Annotated in this window: 18 protein-coding genes and 1 pseudogene; 10 read left to right on the top strand and 9 right to left on the bottom strand. The window is 55.1% G+C overall.

Translation table 11 applies throughout. The features are described 5' to 3' along the window. Positions 1 to 13: 13 nt before the first annotated feature. A complete protein-coding gene (locus A3OI_RS0104455) occupies positions 14 to 1294 on the top strand; it encodes an HlyC/CorC family transporter (protein WP_018403121.1) in 1281 nt (426 codons plus the stop codon). 242 nt (positions 1295 to 1536) lie between these two features. On the opposite strand, the gene grxD is transcribed toward A3OI_RS0104455, so the two are convergent. Then, positions 1537 to 1863, bottom strand: a complete 327-nt coding sequence (gene grxD, locus A3OI_RS0104460; protein ID WP_018403122.1) for a Grx4 family monothiol glutaredoxin — start codon at positions 1861 to 1863, stop codon at positions 1537 to 1539. A 306-nt stretch (positions 1864 to 2169) separates the two neighbouring features. Here grxD and argF point away from each other — a divergent pair, with 306 nt between their 5' ends. Together argF and A3OI_RS19355 are read left to right on the top strand one after the other, a co-directional pair. After that, on the top strand, positions 2170 to 3084 hold the full coding sequence (gene argF, locus A3OI_RS0104465) for an ornithine carbamoyltransferase (protein ID WP_018403123.1): 915 nt from the start codon (positions 2170 to 2172) through the stop codon (positions 3082 to 3084). After that, positions 3085 to 4200, top strand: a complete 1116-nt coding sequence (locus A3OI_RS19355) for an ABC transporter ATP-binding protein (RefSeq protein ID WP_018403124.1) — start codon at positions 3085 to 3087, stop codon at positions 4198 to 4200. It abuts the gene before it with no gap. Positions 4201 to 4386: 186 nt separating this feature from the next. Here the strand turns inward: A3OI_RS19355 and A3OI_RS21655 are convergent. The 5 genes and pseudogenes from A3OI_RS21655 to dinB all read right to left on the bottom strand — a co-directional run. Beyond that, a pseudogene (locus A3OI_RS21655) lies at positions 4387 to 4627 on the bottom strand (DNA-binding response regulator); the annotation flags it as partial. Between the two features lie 22 nt (positions 4628 to 4649). Further along, a complete protein-coding gene (locus A3OI_RS0104480; protein WP_018403125.1) occupies positions 4650 to 5120 on the bottom strand; it encodes an FKBP-type peptidyl-prolyl cis-trans isomerase in 471 nt (156 codons plus the stop codon). A 17-nt stretch (positions 5121 to 5137) separates the two neighbouring features. Then, positions 5138 to 7330, bottom strand: a complete 2193-nt coding sequence (locus A3OI_RS0104485) for an acetyl-CoA hydrolase/transferase C-terminal domain-containing protein (protein ID WP_018403126.1) — start codon at positions 7328 to 7330, stop codon at positions 5138 to 5140. Between the two features lie 117 nt (positions 7331 to 7447). Continuing rightward, entirely contained in the window at positions 7448 to 7597 is a 150-nt protein-coding gene (locus A3OI_RS23085) for a hypothetical protein (protein ID WP_177313680.1), read from the bottom strand. A 117-nt stretch (positions 7598 to 7714) separates the two neighbouring features. Then, positions 7715 to 8779, bottom strand: a complete 1065-nt coding sequence (gene dinB / locus A3OI_RS0104495; protein ID WP_026223995.1) for a DNA polymerase IV — start codon at positions 8777 to 8779, stop codon at positions 7715 to 7717. A 158-nt stretch (positions 8780 to 8937) separates the two neighbouring features. Between dinB and A3OI_RS0104500 the strand changes: the two genes are divergently transcribed. From A3OI_RS0104500 to A3OI_RS0104525, 6 genes are all read left to right on the top strand, one after another. Then, a complete protein-coding gene (locus tag A3OI_RS0104500) occupies positions 8938 to 9216 on the top strand; it encodes a DUF1244 domain-containing protein (protein ID WP_026223996.1) in 279 nt (92 codons plus the stop codon). Continuing rightward, entirely contained in the window at positions 9216 to 9974 is a 759-nt protein-coding gene (gene minC / locus A3OI_RS0104505) for a septum site-determining protein MinC (RefSeq protein ID WP_018403130.1), read from the top strand. Before A3OI_RS0104500 ends, minC begins: the two co-directional genes overlap by 1 nt. 76 nt (positions 9975 to 10050) lie before the next feature. Then, a complete protein-coding gene (gene minD / locus A3OI_RS0104510; protein WP_018403131.1) occupies positions 10051 to 10863 on the top strand; it encodes a septum site-determining protein MinD in 813 nt (270 codons plus the stop codon). Between the two features lie 3 nt (positions 10864 to 10866). Continuing rightward, a complete protein-coding gene (minE, locus tag A3OI_RS0104515) occupies positions 10867 to 11124 on the top strand; it encodes a cell division topological specificity factor MinE (protein WP_018403132.1) in 258 nt (85 codons plus the stop codon). Between the two features lie 57 nt (positions 11125 to 11181). Next, the gene (locus tag A3OI_RS0104520; RefSeq protein WP_018403133.1) at positions 11182 to 11673 is read left to right on the top strand and encodes a CBS domain-containing protein; all 492 of its coding nucleotides are present in this window, start codon (positions 11182 to 11184) and stop codon (positions 11671 to 11673) included. Between the two features lie 85 nt (positions 11674 to 11758). Further along, complete coding sequence (locus tag A3OI_RS0104525; protein WP_051078065.1) at positions 11759 to 13114, top strand: PhoH family protein; 1356 nt, start codon at positions 11759 to 11761, stop codon at positions 13112 to 13114. Between the two features lie 82 nt (positions 13115 to 13196). Here the strand turns inward: A3OI_RS0104525 and A3OI_RS0104530 are convergent, their stop codons facing one another. The 3 genes from A3OI_RS0104530 to A3OI_RS0104550 form a co-directional block, all read right to left on the bottom strand. After that, on the bottom strand, positions 13197 to 13946 hold the full coding sequence (locus tag A3OI_RS0104530) for a ZIP family metal transporter (protein ID WP_018403135.1): 750 nt from the start codon (positions 13944 to 13946) through the stop codon (positions 13197 to 13199). A gap of 444 nt (positions 13947 to 14390) precedes the next feature. Beyond that, a complete protein-coding gene (locus tag A3OI_RS0104540; RefSeq protein WP_018403137.1) occupies positions 14391 to 14999 on the bottom strand; it encodes a Yip1 family protein in 609 nt (202 codons plus the stop codon). A gap of 212 nt (positions 15000 to 15211) precedes the next feature. Continuing rightward, positions 15212 to 15481 (bottom strand): hypothetical protein, encoded by a 270-nt coding sequence (locus A3OI_RS0104550; RefSeq protein WP_018403139.1) that lies wholly within the window; start codon positions 15479 to 15481, stop codon positions 15212 to 15214. Between the two features lie 150 nt (positions 15482 to 15631). On the opposite strand from A3OI_RS0104550, the gene A3OI_RS0104555 reads away from it, so the two are divergent. Continuing rightward, positions 15632 to 18307: a mechanosensitive ion channel domain-containing protein gene (locus A3OI_RS0104555; protein ID WP_026223997.1), complete on the top strand. Its 2676-nt coding sequence runs from the start codon at positions 15632 to 15634 to the stop codon at positions 18305 to 18307. The last annotated feature ends 109 nt before the right edge of the window (positions 18308 to 18416 follow it).

Below are 18416 nucleotides of genomic sequence, written 5' to 3' on the forward strand. Positions count from 1 at the left end.
AAGGACACCTCGCTTGAACGAAACATCGCTGACCGCGCTGTTTATTACACTAGCCGGACTGATTCTACTATCGGCCTTCTTTTCCAGCTCTGAAACCGGAATGATGTCGCTGAACCGGTATCGCCTGAAGCACATGGCGCAAACCGGTCACAAAGGTGCCAAGCGCGCCCACAGACTTCTGCAACGAACCGATCAGCTGATCGGCGTTATCCTGATTGGCAACAACTTCGTTAACATCTTTGCCTCGGCCATTGCCACGGTGATTGCGATACGCATCTGGGGCGACGCCGGTATTGCCATAGCGACGGTGTTGCTGACCATTGTTATCTTGATTTTTGCGGAAGTGACGCCCAAAACCCTGGCCGCGCTGTTTCCAGAAAAAATCGCCTTTCCTGCCAGCTATGTGCTGGCTCCGCTGCTAAAAATGCTTTACCCGGTGGTATGGGCGGTAAACCTGCTCACCGGTGGCATTTTGAAAGTGCTGCGGGTGTCGTCGGAAGACATCGCCAACGATCACCTCAGCCGCGAGGAGCTGCGCACCCTGGTGAACGAAGCCGGCGCGCTGATTCCAGCCAAGCACAAAGATATGCTGGTAAGCATACTGGACCTGGAAAAAGTGACCGTGACGGACATTATGGTGCCCCGCAACGAAGTCGTCGGGATTGATCTGGATGACGACCTGGACAGCATTCTGCGCCTGCTACGCAACAGCCAGCACACCCGCTTACCGGTTTATAAAGGCGATATCAATGACATTCAGGGCATTCTGCATTTGCGCAATACCACCAAACTGCTGCAAAAAGATGACTTAAACAAAGACATGATTGCACAGCTGTGCACCGAGCCTTACTTTGTTCCGGAAAGCACACCTTTGAACACCCAGCTGATTAACTTTCAGAAGGGTCGCCGTCGCTTTGGCATTGTAGTAGACGAATACGGCGAAGTGCTGGGCCTGGCCACGCTGGAAGACATTCTTGAAGAAATTGTGGGCGAATTCACCACCGACTATGCATCCACCAGCCCAGACATTATTCCCCAGGATAATGGTACCTATATTATTGACGGCACAGCTTCGCTGCGGGTCATTAACAAAAGCTTGTCCTGGAAATTGCCAATAGATGGCCCTAAAACCCTGAACGGGTTGATTACCGAAACTCTGGAGAACATTCCCGACAGCAACGTGTGCCTGAGAGTTGGCGGGCATCGAGTTGAAGTGCTACAGATTAAAGATAATGTTGTGAAGGCGGCCATTGTGCATCCAAAAAAACGCAAGAAACGCGGGCTTGGCCGCTGAACATCACGCCGGCCTCAGTAACCGTTGATGCATGCTTGCGCACCAGCGTAGCAACGCCGGTATTCCGCAGCAACGTTCCGATAGCCGCCCGGTACACCGGGTGTCTGCTCAAACGAAAAATGCCGGCGTGTAGCCGGCATTTTTTATTTTCACTGCGCATTTTTTCAATTGCGCGAGTTTTATTCCAACTGCGCAGGTTTCATTCGCCCTGCGCAGCTTTTCTTGGCACTGAAAATTTCGCTTCAGGCTTCTGTTTTCTTACACGCAGCTTTTACAGCTGTGGCCAGTTCGCCGTTTTCCGACATTTCCATAATGATGTCGCAGCCGCCAACCAATTCGCCGCTAATATACAGCTGCGGGTAAGTAGGCCAGCTAGAGTGCACTTTCAGCGCTTCACGCAGTTCCGGGTTGTCCAGAATGTTTACAAACGCAAATTTCTCGCCGCAGGCCATTAAGGCCTGGACTGTTTTTGCCGAAAAACCGCACTGCGGCGCTTGAGGAGAACCCTTCATATACAGAATAGCCGGGTTTTCTTCGAGTTGGCTTTTAATGGTGTCGTTCATATCCATGTTATCTACCTCTGTGCTGGAAGCTAAAATGAAAAAGGAAAGCTTGCCTTGGGGCAATCGATTTTAGTCATTGTACACGGCCCCGGCAGACCTACCAACCGTCGCCGGTTGCCGCGCTTTCGAAAACCAGGGACAGATTTGAAATCTGTCCCTTATCGCTAAAGACGGGGCACCGGCGGGCCCTGATCGTTGTCATGCCACCGCAGAGCGGCTAGACTGATTGCCCCTATTTTTTCACTCTACATCCACAATCATCAGGCTAGAAGCCCCGGCAACCCGGGCCTCCAGCGAGGTAAGGGCCATTTCATGGCAGTACGACATTTTTTAACACTGAACGACCTGACACCCGATGAACTGGAAGCGCTGCTGGACCACGGCTCGCGCCTGCGTCGTGAATGGCACCAGGGCGTTACCCGCGACACCTTGAAAAATCGTGTGCTGGCGATGATTTTTGAAAAGTCATCTACCCGCACCCGGGTATCCTTCGAAGCAGGCATGATGCAGCTTGGCGGCTCGGCGTTGTTTTTGTCGCCCCGCGACACCCAGTTGGGCCGTGGCGAACCGATTGAAGATTCGGCCATTGTTATCTCCAGCATGGTCGATGCGGTGATGATTCGCACCTTCGCCCACAATACCGTGGAGCGCTTTGCGGCTGCCTCCTCAGCGCCCGTGATCAACGCGCTGACTGACGACTTCCACCCCTGCCAACTGCTGGCCGATATGCAAACCTATCGCGAAAACCGCGGCAGCATTCGCGGCGCCACGGTGGCCTGGATCGGCGATGGTAACAATATGTGCCATTCCTACATCAACGCTGCGGTAATGTTCGGCTTTCATCTGAACGTGGCCTGCCCGAAAGGCTATGAGCCTGACGCCGCCGTATTTGAAGCACACAAAGAACATGTCACCGTGATGCGCGAGCCGGCGGACGCCGCCCGCGACGCCAACCTGCTGGTAACCGATGTGTGGGCTTCCATGGGCCAGGAAAGCGAGCAGAAAGCCCGTAACCTGGCGTTTTCGAGCTACCAGATTAATCCGCAGTTGATGGCACTGGCCGCTAAAGACGCTTTGTTTATGCACTGCCTGCCGGCGCATCGCGGCGAAGAAATCTCGCAAGACATGATGGAGCATTCGGGCTCGGTAGTGTGGCAGGAAGCGGAAAACCGCTTGCACGCTCAAAAAACCCTGCTGGAATTCCTGATTCTTAAACGTCTGGATTGAATGATGAACAAGCCCGCAATCGCATCTGACTGGTTGCTTGAAGTCAACAATCTGTGCTGCGGCTATGGCGGCGAAGCTGTGGTGAAGAACGTCAGTTTTGCGCTGCACCAAGGCGACATTGGCTGCCTGCTGGGCCCAAGCGGCTGTGGCAAAAGCACTATTTTGCGCGCGCTGGCCGGCTTTTTACCGCTTAGCGACGGTAAAATCAGCCTTCAGGGCCAGGCCATCAGCCTGCCCGGCCGCGCTCTGCCGCCGGAAAAACGCCGTATTGGCATGGTGTTTCAGGATTACGCGCTCTTCCCGCACCTGAGCATTGCCGACAACGTGGGTTTTGGTTTGAACCGCCTGAGCAAAGCCGAGCGCCAACGCAAGGTCACTGAATTACTGGAACTGGTGCAACTGCAGGATCTTGCCAACGGCTACCCTCACGAATTGTCGGGCGGGCAGCAACAGCGGGTTGCGCTGGCTCGCGCGCTGGCGCCAGAACCCACGCTGATTTTGCTGGACGAACCGTTTTCAAATCTGGACGCAGATTTGCGCCGGCGGCTGAGCCTGGATGTGCGTGACATTCTGAAAACCCTGGGCATCAGCGCCATTCTGGTGACCCACGACCAGCAAGAAGCCTTTGCAATGTGCGATCAGGTGGCGGTGCTGCAAAAAGGCCGAATTCAGCAATGGGACGTGCCGTTTAACCTGTATCACGAGCCAACCAATCGTTTTGTTGCCAGCTTTGTGGGCCAGGGTAGCTTTGTACTTGGCAGCACCCTGGGGCCAGACGCCATACAGTCAGAACTCGGCGTTATTCACGGTAACCGGGCTTACAGATGGGAAGCAGGCACACCGGTCGATGTGCTGATTCGGCCCGATGACATCGTTTACGATGAACATTCGCCTTTACGGCCCAGGGTGATTGAAAAAACCTTTGCCGGTACATCCACGCTCTATCGTTTTCGCTGTGCCGAATCCACTGAGTTCGAGGCGCTGTTCCGCAGCCACCTGGATTTCAATGTGGGTGATCTTGTTCCTGTGCGGGTTGATGCAGACCACCTGATTGCGTTTGAACGCGGTATACCTTGGCCAGTGCCTCACTGGCGCCATCCACATCCAGCTCCATAACGACGGTTGGGTGCAAGAGCTGCTGCTGGGCAATGCGCAGGGCCACATTTGCTGGCGAATACCGTTCAAACCTTGGAACAGCAACATACAGAGCACTGCGATCAACAGCACAAAACCCGCTAGGCGGGCATAAAGTTTTAGAAAGTAAATCAGGGGGCATGGGGTCGTCACCAACTCGTTGAACTGCACCCGCAGTTGAACCGGTTTGCCAATGTAGTCATCGGCGCCCATTTCCAGACCCAGTATCTGGTCCATGTCATCGGTTCTGGCGGTTAGCATCAGTATCGGGCCGCTGTATTGCGGCCCCGCCGTGGGACTCAATAGACACCGTAAGCCCGTTATTCTGCAGGTAATCGCGGGTCAGGCTGGCCAGCCGTTCGTCGTCTTCTACAATCAGGATTCGCCAGTTGTCAGTCGTCCGTTCCATAACAGTCTTTCCTAACTTCAGGCTATGACAAGGGCCGGCCCTGGGCAATTTCCTCTGCACTGGCGCTGCGGCGGCCAACAATTTCCAAATCAAAATACAAGGTTAGACCAGCCAGCGGATGATTGGCATCAATACGCACCAAATTTCCGTCAAAACCCATCACCTGGACAATCTGCGCCTCGGTGCCCGTGTTGGTCTGAAACTTCATGCCCGCTTGTAAGTTCTCTACGCCTTCGAACATCGAGCGCGGTACTTTACGCACCAGGTCGGCCTGGTGTTCACCGTAGGCCATCGCCGGCGGCACGGTGACTTCCAGGCAGTCGCCCACGTGACGGTCTTTCACTGCACGCTGAATGCCCTCAACAATGTCCGGGCTGCCGTACACAAAGTGCAGCGGCTCACTGCCTTCAGAAGTATCTACCAGCTCACCAACGGCATTTTTAAGTACATAGTGAACGGTGAACACATCAATTGTAGGAGAAGAATCTTGCATAGGTTGCGTCATTGCTCTTATTGGGGTGTATTGGTCAGTTGCAGGCCGTAAATCAGTAACCGCTGGTCCAGCTTCTGGCGAAGCCCTTTAGGCGCGGCCAGTTGCATGCGTTCCAGCAGCGATTGGAAGCGGCTTTGGTCGTCGCGGGTACGGGCGGCCCGCACCAGGGTCATCAGTTTACCACGACCTGTGGTCGTTTCAGCCTGTATGCGTTTCAGTGCTTTAGCAATCACCAACTCTTCAGCGGTAAAGTCACAGCCAAAGGGAAACGGTGGAAAACGGTTGTTGCCCGGCACCGCTGCCAAGGCTTTGTGGATGTGTGCCGGCGTATTATCGGCCCAAGCTTTTGGCGGTTTGAAACTCTTCGCCACCTTGCCGGCCTTTTTCGCCTGCTGCAAAAGGCCGGTCTGGAAGCGGGCGTCGGCAATCGCGATCAGCCGCAGGTATACCTGCTCGTCAGACTGGCCCCGCAAATCGGCAATGCCATATTCGGTGATCACAATGTCCCGCAAGTGGCGAGGGATGGTGCAATGGCCGTAACTGAACACAATATTCGACAATACTTTGCCAGCCGCTTTGCGAGTGCTGCGTAAACACAAAATGGAACGCGCGCCCGCTAAATCCATACCCATGGCCACAAAGTTGTACTGACCGCCTACGCCGCTGACCACGCGGCCGTCTTCCAGGCCGTCAGACACCGCCGCGCCCGCCAGGGTGTACATCATGGTGGTGTTTATAAAACGACCGTGCCGGCGCTGGGCGGCTTTCAACGCCTGATTGCCGAAGCGGTGGTCGTACAGGTCATTGATGTAGTTCACGCTGGTCATGCAGATACGCTGGCGCTGCTGTGGCGACAGGTCACGCAGTGCCTGGTAGAAAGATTCGGGGCCGATGTAGAAGCCGCCGTGCATCACCACGCCGTCGCTCAGCTTGTCGCCCAAGCCGCCGTCTTGCAGTAGCCGGCGGGTGTCGGGGTGGTTGATGTCGGCAGGCACGGTGCGCTGCTGCAGCCCAAGCTGGCCATCCTGCAAACGCAGTTCAGAATGCACAATCCCGAATCGCTGCAGGAACTTCAAATCCTGCGGCCTCAGCGGCGAGGCAATAATGTGCTCACGCAATAGCACATCAAGTGACTCCAGGTTGATCTGCGCGCTGATGTCACCGCGGTTCAGCAACTCCTGCAGCCCTTGATGAGCAAACACTTCACGCTTTAACACCCCGGCTTCCACCAGGTGCAAAAAGCCGTCAATGATCATTTCGCTGCAACCGTAAAGGCCCTGATCAAACGTGCCGGTGCCACCAATACCATCGACGGCCGGATAGCGGGCGGCGATGTCCAGCTGCTGATATAAGCGTTTCCAGGCGTCGTTATGGCGGTGGCGCAAAATGGTGCTATTGATTAACGCAGACCCCAGGGAACCGATACCCACCTGCAACGTGCCGCCGTCTTTTACCAAGGTGCTGGCATAGAAACCAATGAGATGGTCCGGCGGACTGATGGCCATTTGTGGCGCCGGAAACATCGGGTAATCGCTTTGCGGTTGCGCCAAAACCACGTCTATATCGGCTTCGGCCATCTGGGCATCACGGCCCAGCCAGGGCAAATGCCGGTTCAGCTCACCCACCAATACGGTGGGCACGCCTTCTTCGCGCTGGCGCGCACGCAACAGCGGGATAATGTCCAGGGTCAGGTCCGGATTGCAGCTCAGGCTCACCTGCCCCGGCTCACCGTTTTGATCACCTGGCGCCACCATTTGAGCCACCACGTTGATACCCTTAGCCATCAAATCGCGCACCGCATGAGTATAATTCAGGCTGATATAGTGGCGCTGCTGCGACGAATTGTGCATAAAACTGCCGGCCTTGAAAAAGAACTCCGACACTTTCACATTCGGCGGCAGTTTGTTGGCCCGCAAATCCAGAGCGTATTCCAGATCCGGGATCGCGCCGTACAAGCGCTCTGAAAAAGGTTCGAGGAAGCGCTTTTCCAGGGCCGAACGGCCACTGGGTTTCACCAGCGACAAGGCGGTAAAAATGTGCAGTTCGATTTGGGGGTCGCGCTTGGCGCGCTGATAGAGGGCATTTGCAAAGCGCAGTGGCTTGCCCAAACCCAGAGGCAAACCAAGAATAATCTTGTTGCCAACACGGCGGATTACTTCTTCGACACAGGCGTCTGCGTCGTCCATTCGCATCGTGCAATCTTCGGCCATTTTCCGGTTCCCGTTAACCCATAATGAATTCTGTTAACAGAATCATCACACGGGTAGCACGGCCAAACAATGCGTCAAATCAGCAATCGGGTGTCCCGCCAGGCTGATTCAGCGGTTTCAGAAGGTCCACTTCAGATTCAGGCAGGCGCCTTCGTCAATCAGGGAAAAGCCACGATCGCTAACGCCTATTTGCTCGGACGCATCTGCGCCGACCGCAAAAATGGCAATGTTGATAACGAGCAATGTGAAGAATAGTCGAAGAATCATATCGGGAAACAATTGTTGGCTAGTCAGAAATTATACGAATTGAATAAGCCAAAGTTTAATACACTTCAGCATCTGCGCTGTGTTTCAGCGCACATTGTCACATCGTTTATTGCCTGATCAGTCAAACAACCGCAGTTGTGTGACCGGTGCCTCATCATTTCGAAACCTTACTCCCATTCCCAGCAGCCGCACCGGCCGCTGAGTGTCGGTCATCAGTTCATTCAACAATTGTTGGTAGTCCGCAATAACGGGCAGCGCCGCGGATTCACGCACCCGTTCCAAGGTGTGCGTGGAAAAATCGCTGTAACGGATTTTTACAAACAGTTTGTGTAAGGGCTTGTGCTCTGCCTTACGGGCAAGGCGCGCGTGTAAGTCATCCAGAAGGTTCACCAGCACTGCGTCACAAGCGGCTTTGTCTGGCAAATCCTGCGCAAAGGTGCGCTCAACGCTCAGGGATTTCGCAATGCGCGACACCACCACCGGGCGTTCGTCGCGGCCATGGGCCATTTCGTGCAGGCGGTAACCCTGCTTGCCAAAACGCTCTATCAGAATTTCAGCGCCCAGCTGCTGCAGGTCGCCACAGGTTTGGGCTCCCATGGAGTGGAGCTTGCCCGCTGTTACCTGGCCCACACCAAACAACTTTTGCACCGGCAGATTGGCCACAAACCCGGCAATGTCCTGTGGACGAATCACAAACAAGCCGTCGGGTTTTTCCCAATCGCTGGCAATTTTGGCCAAAAATTTGTTGGGCGCCACCCCGGCGGAAATAACAATGCCGGTTTGCTGCCTTACCCGCTCGCGCAGGTGGCGGGCAATCAGCGTAGCGCTGCCCTGGTGTTCAGTAACGTCAGACACATCCAAAAAAGCTTCATCCAGCGACAGCGGCTCTACCAAATCGGTCACCTCGCGCAATATGGCCATCACCTGCTGCGACACCGCCCGGTAGCGCGGCATATCCACCGGCACGGTCACCAGGTCCGGGCACAGGCGCCGAGCCTCGCCGCCCGGCATGGCTGAGCGCACGCCGTAAGCGCGGGCCTGGTAATTGCAGGTGGTCACCACGCCGCGCCCACCCTGCCCGCCCACCGCCAGAGGAACATGCCGTAGGGAAGGGTCATCACGCATCTCCACGGCGGCATAAAAGCAGTCGCAATCTACGTGAATTATCTTGCGTTGAGACATAAAACCCCGCTTAACCACACCCGCTGTATATGCATACAGCCTTGTATCTTACCTCCAGTTGCTCAAAATGTCAGGATTGTCCACGGCAAGCCGCTTATAAAGCCGTATTGCAGGAATTTCTATCCATCTTTCTGACATCGAAAAAGGCCATCTATATCATGACCCAACCCATTTCAGACGCCCAGCGCACCGAACTGGAAGCGGCCGCTTTCCGTTGCCTTATTAGCCACTTGCGTGAACATACCGAGGTGCAAAATAGTGACCTGATGAACCTGGCCGATTTTTGTCGCAACTGTCTGTCAAAATGGTATCTTGCCGCAGCACAGGAGCAGGGTGTAAATATGACCGACCCGCAAGCGCGCGAAGCCATTTACGGCATGCCCTACGATGAATGGAAACAACGCTACCAGAGCGGCCCAAAGCAGGATTACCATTAATGACCGATACCCCAGCCACCGGCGCTAAACAAGGCTTTCAGCTGAAAAGCGCCAGTGTGTCGATGACAGCTCTGGCGCTTTATTATTTCGAGAGCGAAGATTTTGAAGCCACCCTGCGGGACAAAATCAGCCAGGCGCCCGGCTTTTTCAAAGACGTTCCGCTGATTATAAGTCTTGAAAAGTACGAAGGCCTGGACAGTGATCTGGATTTTTTCAGCATTATTGGCACCTGCCGGCGCCACAATATTCATGTGGTGGGCGTGCGTGGTGGCAATGAAAACCACCGCCGCATGGCCCGCGGTGCGTCGCTGGCATTAATACCCGGCACCAACGCGCGCGATAAAGATCATGCCAGCGAGCCGACCACCGAAGCGCCTACCCCCGAACCCGTTGCAGAACCCATACCTGTGCCATCGGTGGCGGTGCCCGCCAAAATCATCAGCCAGCCGGTACGTTCCGGCCAGCAGGTTTGTGCCGCAGGGGGTGACCTGGTGATTTTAGCGCCAGTGCAACCCGGCGCCGAAGTGATGGCAGCCGGTAATATTCACGTGTACGGCCCGCTGCGCGGTCGCGCACTGGCGGGTGTAAACGGCGACGAGAACGCGCGCATTTTCTGCCAGTCGTTAGAAGCCGAACTTGTATCTATCGCCGGGCAATATAAAATCTTTGAAGACTTGCAAGGAAGCGGCTGGAAAAGCGCCGTGCAACTTCAGCTCACGGACAATCTGATGGTGGTAACGCCACTGGAAAAGGCCTGATCAGACCCGGGTTTGCCAGCAGTAACCGGTTTGCCAGGCCTCGACAACCACGACATCGCAATGCGGGAACCAAATTTTGGCTAGAATTATTGTAGTAACCTCAGGAAAAGGCGGCGTTGGCAAAACCACCACCAGCGCTTCGATCAGCACCGGCATAGCCAAACGTGGCCACAAAACCGTGGTCATCGATTTTGATGTTGGCCTGCGTAATCTGGACCTGATCATGAACTGCGAGCGCCGGGTGGTGTACGACTTCGTTAACGTCATTCAGGGCGAAGCTTCACTGAGCCAGGCATTGATCCGCGACAAGCGGGTAGACACCCTGTTCATTCTGCCGGCCTCGCAAACCCGGGAAAAAGAAGCGCTGACCAAAGAAGGCGTAGAGAAGGTCATCAACGAGCTGTCACAAACCTTCGACTACATCATCTGTGATTCGCCCGCCGGCATTGAACACGGCGCTCAAATGGCTCTGTATTTTGCAGACGAAGCGATTGTGGTGACCAACCCGGAAGTGTCATCCGTGCGCGACTCTGACCGCATTCTGGGCATTCTGCAGAGCAAGTCACGCCGTGCCGAAAAGGGCCAGGACCCAGTAAAAGAACACCTGCTGGTTACCCGCTACAACCCGGCTCGGGTAGAACGCGGGGAAATGCTGTCGGTGGCCGATGTGGAAGAAATTCTGGCGATACCTCTGCTGGGCATTATCCCCGAAAGCCAAGTGGTGCTGAACGCCTCTAACCAAGGCTTACCGGTCATTCTGGAGACCGAAACCGATGCTGGCCAGGCTTATGATGACGCCGTGGCGCGCCTGCTAGGAGAAGAACGGGAACACCGTTTTATGACAGCCCATAAGAAGGGCTTCTTTTCACGGATGTTCAAGGGGGGCTAAAGCATGAGTTTTCTGGACTATTTCAGGGGCAAAAAAACCAATACTAATACCGCTAACGTGGCCAAAGAACGACTACAGATTATTGTGGCCCACGAGCGGGGCCACCGCAAACAGCCGGATTACCTGCCGGCGCTGCAGCAGGAACTGCTGGCAGTTATCCGCAAGTATGTGGACATCAGCGACGACATGGTACAAGTAGAGATAGACCGCACCGACACGTGTTCGGTGCTTGAACTGAACGTAACGCTGCCCGAGAAGTGACGCCGGCACGGGTTCGGGCTACGCTTTTACCCTCTTTTAAAATAGGCTGCCTGAACCATGCCGTTGCTTGCACGCGAGATAATGACCCCGAGTATCAAAGCGGTGCCCCAGTCCTGGACTATGGACAGGTTGGCCCGCTTTCTGACCGACAACGAAATTGCCGGCAGCCCGGTTACCGATGACAGCGGCGACATCATCGGCATTGTTACCCTGAAGGATATTACCGAATTTCGCTGGAACGCCAGCCGCCCGGAAACCGAGGCCCAGCTAACGGAAGACGAGGCCCGCGAGGCCCGGCGCCTGCGCATGGTTATTTACAAGGGTATGGGTAAACTGCCGGTGGAGGTCAGGGACATAATGACCCCTATTCTGCTGTCGGTTGACGAAGACACGCCGGTGCGCGACATTGCCAAAACCATGATGGCCGAGCATTTGCACCGTATATTTGTCATCCTTGATGGAAAAATCACCGGAATCATAACCACTTATGATCTTCTCAAGATCATTGCCGACCGCGATATGACCCAGCGCTGCGCGATGCAAGACTGAACCGGCCAGCCCGTATCCGCCATCCGATTCGCCCGTTTTAGAGGTACTGCCCCTTATGCCCGCAGCATCGCAAGACCGCCTCAAAATGTACGTACTAGACACCAATGTCCTGATTCACGACCCCAACGCCCTGCTGAATTTTGAAGAGCACCAGGTCATCATTCCGATGACCGTGCTGGAGGAGCTCGACAGCCTGAAATCCGGCAAGCAGGCGGTAGCGGCCGATTGTCGCCAGGCCATTCGCACCATTGACCGGCTGTTAGGCGACGCCAGCCCGAAGCAGATTGAAAGCGGTGTGCCTATTGCACGGGGCGAAAAAGCAGAGCCCATGGGAACGCTGTCAATCCTGATGAGCTCGGAACTGGTAAGCGGCCACGCCCTGCCCGAGCACCTGAACGATAACAAAATCATCAACAGCCTGGCCGCCCTGCAGGAACGCCACACCAACCGCGACATCATTCTGGTTAGCAACGACATCAACATGCGGCTGAAAGCCCGCGGCTTTGGCGTAGAAGCCGAGGTTTACCACAACGACCAGCTGGTAGACGACATAGGCCTGCTGCCCCGGGGCTATATCGAGTTCCCCGGTTCGTTCTGGGACACCATCAGCAAAGTGGAAACCAAGCAGCGGGATGGCGCCACCGAGCACAGATTCAAGCGCGAAGGCGAACTGGCGCGGCTGAACATCAACGAGTTTGTGCTGGACCAACAGGGCTTTGTAGGCAAAGTGTGCGAGCTGGGCGACGACTACCTGGTCATTCGCGACCTGCACCAGCACGACCTGATGAACGAAGAAGTCTGGGGGCTGATTCCCCGCGATATCTATCAGGCCATTGCCCTGAACCTGCTGCTAGACCCAGACATTCACCTGGTGAACCTGACCGGCGCCGCCGGCTCTGGAAAAACCATTCTTGCGCTGGCGGCCTGCATTGAACTGACCGTGGCCAGCAAACTCTACAAGCGTATTATTGCTACCCGCAGCATCCAGGGGTTAGACGAAGACATTGGCTTTCTGCCGGGCACCGAAGCGGAAAAAATGGAGCCCTGGCTTGGCGCCATTGTGGACAACCTGGAGGCGCTGCACGAAGACGACGAGAACATGACCGCCAGCGTGGATTACATCCTCAGCAAAGTGCCCCTGCACTTTAAATCCCTGAACTACATTCGGGGCCGCAGCTTCCAGCACAGCCTGATCATTATTGACGAATCCCAGAACCTGACCCCGCACCAGATTAAAACCATCATCACCCGCGCCGGAAACGGCTCGAAGGTGATCTGCCTGGGTAATCTGGCGCAGATTGACACCCCTTACTTGAGCGCTCTGAGCTCCGGCCTGACCTACATGACCGAACGCTTCAAAACGTTTCGCCACGGTGGCCACATACACCTGCAAGGCGTGCCCCGTTCGGCATTGGCGGAATTTGCGGAAGCCAACCTGTAAACTATGAAGACAATACCGCCTGCCAAGTGGTTAAAACCTGAATAAAAAAGCCCGGTCAGTTCCTTTACTGACCGGGCTTTTTTCAACCTACCGCCAATTGGCCCAACACCCCGAACAAAAACCCTAGAACTGCGCCCATAGGCGGCAGCCAGTGTTTTTCTAACTTTGCCTGCGGAGCAATGTCCTGAAACACCAGATACAAAATACCGCCAGACGCAAACAGCATAATAAAGTCCAGAACCTCATCGTATTGCGCCAGCCAGACGTGCCCGACAACACCTGCCGCCGGCCCCAAAGGCACCAGGCAGCAGAATATCAGCAACACCTTTTTACCTTCGATACCCTGGGCTTTGCGGCTGCGATGAATGGTGAGCGGATTTTCCGCCGCGGTCATCTCGCGATAGGCGTTGAAGCCTTCCGGTAAATTTTGCACCGCAATCAGCAGCGCCAGCAGCATGCCGCCCTGGCCGCCCACCGCAAACATAGCCCCCAGCGCCAGCGCTTCCGGTATGAAATCCGCCAGCATCGCGATCAACTGCGACACCGAGCCCTGAGCCTTCGCCAGCACCACATCCAGCAAGCCAAATCCCAGCCCGCCGATTATCATCGCCAGTGCTATCCACCAAGCGTTTAACAATTCAACGCTTTCTGGCACCAACACCAACGCAACCGCCGATAATAACGCGCCGCCACCGAAGGCAATCACACCGTGGCGGAATTCGCTTTCCAGCCAGCTTGGCCCAATATGCTCAAACTTTGCCAGAACCGCGCCGATTGGAATGGCGGCTCCAGCCAGCGTTGCTAAAATAACGGCTGTCCATAACGACGTCATAAACGCATGTCTCACCTTGATGAATGTAAAAACCGTAGCTTACACACTAAGTGCAGCACCACTTGTTTTGAGGACGCCTGAGTACTCTCCCCAAAATATCTCTGCCGGTGTTCGATACCCCAGGAGATCCCGGTCATTAGCAGAATCGATATCCCAACAAAAGCGGTGATGGTGATGAACATCGTCGAGGTAATGGGGTGGGCGTGATGATTCACCAAGGCCAGACTTGGCCGAAGACGCCTTCGAGCGTGGGAATCAGATCGCGATCCCGATGACGATCGCAATAAGTGCTGGCATCGGGCGGAAATTGGACGTGGAAGAGGGCATCACGAAGCTCCTTTAGTGATGTTTGCAACCTCCTTTGACCTTAACGCATTGAGTCCCAAAGTTTCCAGCTTCGAGGCTCAATGCAATCATGGTGAGCTAGCGTGACGGCGAGTCGCGTTACCCCACGAAAACAGGGGACGCAACGAAGTTCCAGATAATCACCGAACCCACGCGAGTAGCCACCAGAATAACAAGAGCCACGGTCAGCAGTGCGCCGCCATAAAATACGGCTCTGTCCTGATCAATACCCATCACAATGGGCAAACCGTCGTACATTAACCAGGCGCCGTAGCAGGCGGCCGCCAAAAATACCATCGCATTGAACCAGGGCACCGGATACAGCAGAGCGAAGCCTGCCAGAAACATCGGTGTGCAGGAGTACGCCGCCAGTGCAATGCCGTTAGACGGCGTTATCTCTTCTTTGGCGCCGTAGGTTTTAGCCATCCAGTTCACGGCGTAACCCAGTGCAAAAACGCCCACCAGCATGGCAATATACGTTAGCACACTGAGTTGGGCCGCGCTGATTTCGGTCAGCTTGACAATCCTTTCGCTGCCCACTGTCCAACCAAAAATAGCTGTTGATATATAAGCACAAATCGGCGCTATCGCCGCCAGAATCACAACGTAGGCAACGTAAAGCCGGCGGGGTGTTTCGTGCTCGTTACGAATGGCAGCCCATTCGGCGCCCGGTTTCGTGAATAATCCAAAAGCGTGTGAAAGAAGCATGGGCACCACCTATTATTGTTACTGTTGTTGTGTACCAGAGTATATACGACACTTCCGATTCCGCCAGATCAGCGGCGATTGAAATTGGAAATTAAAATTCACCCCATATCGCCACATAAAAGCCTGTTGGAGGATACCATGACAGAAATTCGCCTGAAACGCGCCTACGATGACGCTGCTAATTCCGACGGGCCGCGCCTGTTGGTAGACGGTCACGCAAGCTGATCCTCCCACCACTGGTCCGATTCCAGGATTACCAGCACATCGGGCTGGTGCTGCTTGACCAACGCAATCAAGGCCCCTGCGTTGCGGTTGGGCGTTAACACGTTCGAGGTCATAATCGTAATAACCCGCGCCGAATCGCCAGTAGCCGCAGATTTAACTTCTTTAGGCCACAGCGGCGTGTACGGCAGAACCCGCCATAACGGCAATAGCGTTGCCAACACGATAAAAGCGGTAAAAAAAACAAGAGTCAGAGTCATTAGGCTACAATTTCAAAATGAATGAAGTTGGTTATATCCTGCGCGCCTCTGCGGTGCGTGTCCATGTTCAACTTTCTATGCTCAACTTTGCCAAACCGGGGACAGATTTGAAATCTGTCCCCTACCTTTTACCGCTAGGATCGCACGTTCATGAAGCAACGATTTTCCCGACACGCATTTTTGACAGTATGGCTGGCCGGGATGTTTCTGCTCTGCTTTTCAACGTCGTCCGCTCTTGCCGCAGACACCGACAAAGCCGCTGAGCCAGCCCCAGAACAAGCGGAAGATACGCCTCAGAAGCCAGAAGAAGCCCGCCCGGCCGTGCAACCTCAGCTGCAGACCGGCTCAGATGCAACTCCCGAGATTGAACTACCCGACGCCGTTAACGCCGACATTCAGCAGCAAGTCCGGGCGCTAGGCCTCTCGCTGGAACAGCGCCGCATTGCCGTCGCATCCAGCCGCCAACGGCTGATGTATGCCGAATCTTTACTCAGCCGCCTGCAAGACGAATACGAAAGCTTCGAACTGAGGCTTGAAACCGCAGGGCTGAACCTGACGTCTAACTATGCCAGCCTTTTAAAACAGCGGCTTGAACGGCTTCAGCGGCAGAGTGTTGCCAGCGATCTGATTGAAGACATACAAGACAAACTCTCCGCAGCACGGGAGGAACAGCTCAAGCTTGAAGAGTTCGAAGCCATTACCGGGCCCAGCGACGATGTACGGGGCCAACTGCGCAGCCGCCGGTCGGATTTACTGCGGGCGCTTCACAAATCGGTTACCGAGCATATCGACGTGCTGAATGATTATTACGGCACCGTGACCGCACTTCAGGGCCAGGTGCTGGAGTACCAGGCGCTTTTGCAGCAAAGGCTGTTCTGGCTTCCGAGTGCCTCGCGGGTGGGTACCGAAACCTTCAGTGAGCTTTATCAGGCAATCCAGTGGCTGCCTTCGGAGCTCAAATATGCCCCGTTGAAAGACGCCGTTTCCACGTCGCTGGCTGAACGTGCCGGCCGCATTGGGCTAATCGTGTTGCTGCTTATCGTACTGATCATCAAACGACATGCGATCATAGAAAACCTGCTCGCCAACGGCCAGTTTATCGGCAATGTGGGGCACGACCGCACAGCCTCTACACTGCTGGCGCTGATGAACAGCGTTCTTCTGGCGCTGCCCGGCGTTCTTGTATTCTCCCTGGCGGCGCTTGTACTTATGGAAGGCAACGCGTTCTTTTCGGCGTTATCCAAAGGCTTTACCGCGGCCGCTTTTATTATGTTCTTGCTGGCGTTTATTCGTAACGTTGCCCGTAAACAGGGGCTTGGAGAAAGCCACTTCCACTGGAACACCAGCTCCCTGCAGGCAATTCGCCAGGCACTCCCCATTCTTATGGCGTTTGTTATACCCGTTGCCATTGTGACCATAACGTACAGCTCAACACAGGCTGGCGCACAGTTTGATGACAGCCTTGGGCGCCTGCTGTTTATGGTGGTATCCGTTGTACTGGCGATATTCGCCCAGCGCATTATGGCCGCGGTAAGAGCGCACAGACCCCACAGCCGATTTTTGCATTTCCTTCACATCATTGCCGTTGCTACTCCGCTTGCGTTGGCCGCGGCATCGCTGATGGGTTACCACTACACCGCGCTTCAGCTTGAACGCAGCCTGCTCATTTCTATTTGCTGGCTGGCGTTTAATGCGGTGCTTTATTACCTCGGCTTACGAGCGCTTTCCGTGCGTGAACGCAGGATCACTCTGGAACGCCTGGTAGAACAGCGCGCGGCCGAACACAAAATAGCGGAAGCCAAAGCAGCAGCACACGCACCCGGCGACGCACTTCCACTGACTCCGGATATGCCAGAAATGGACCTTGCAGACATCAGCCAGCAAAGCTCTTCCCTGCTCCGGGTTATGGTTTTCGTGCTAGCCCTGACCGGCCTTCTGTTTCTGTGGGCCGATGTTATTCCCGCCCTGCAACTGTTTAACAACATCACCCTTTGGACCATTGCAACCGACCTGGACGGTGGTGACCCACTGCCTATTACGCTGGCAGATGCGCTGCTGGCGGTGCTGATTGCTGCGGGCACCGTTATTGCTGCAAAAAACCTTCCGGGCACGCTGGAAGTCACCATTTTAAGCAGAATGCATCTTCAACCTGGCTCCGGTTACGCCATCACAACCATCACCACCTATGTAGTGGTGCTTCTGGGCGTGGTGTTCTGCCTAGGGGTGATTGGTGTTCAGTGGTCCAAACTGCAGTGGCTGATCGCGGCCCTCGGGGTTGGCCTTGGGTTCGGGCTTCAGGAAATCGTCGCCAATTTTGTATCGGGCATCATCCTGCTTTTCGAGCGCCCTATTCGGGTGGGTGATACCGTAACGATTGGCGGCATTACCGGCACTGTGTCACGCATACGCATTCGCGCAACGACGTTGGTCGACTGGGATCGCAAAGAGCAGATTATTCCTAACAAAACCTTCGTCACCCAGGATCTTACAAACTGGACACTGTCAGACCCGATCACCCGAATCGTCGTGAAGGTGGGTGTCGCTTACGGCTCTGATGTGGACGAGGTTCAAACCATACTCACCGAGGTAGCGCAAAGTAACGAACGCGTTGCGGATGACCCGGCACCGTCGGCTTTCTGTGTCGGATTTGGCGACAGCTGCATTAATTTCGAGGTTTGGGTGTTTGTAAAAGACCTGCTAGTAGACATGATGCCGCTGTCTCACGAACTTCACGCGTCCATCACAAAAGCCTTAGCCAAAGCGAACATAGACATTCCGTTCCCGCAGCGTGACATTCACCTGCACACCCGGCCGGAGCCGAGCTGAGCTGAGCTTTGAATCCGGGGACAGATTTGAAATCTGGCCCCTACCTTGCGGAAATCTGTCCCCTACCTTGAATGTGAGCGGCACTTCAGCACCCACGGCCAATGGGCGG

The organism is Marinobacter gelidimuriae (assembly GCF_000372805.1).
In the GTDB taxonomy this organism is placed as follows: domain Bacteria; phylum Pseudomonadota; class Gammaproteobacteria; order Pseudomonadales; family Oleiphilaceae; genus Marinobacter; species Marinobacter gelidimuriae.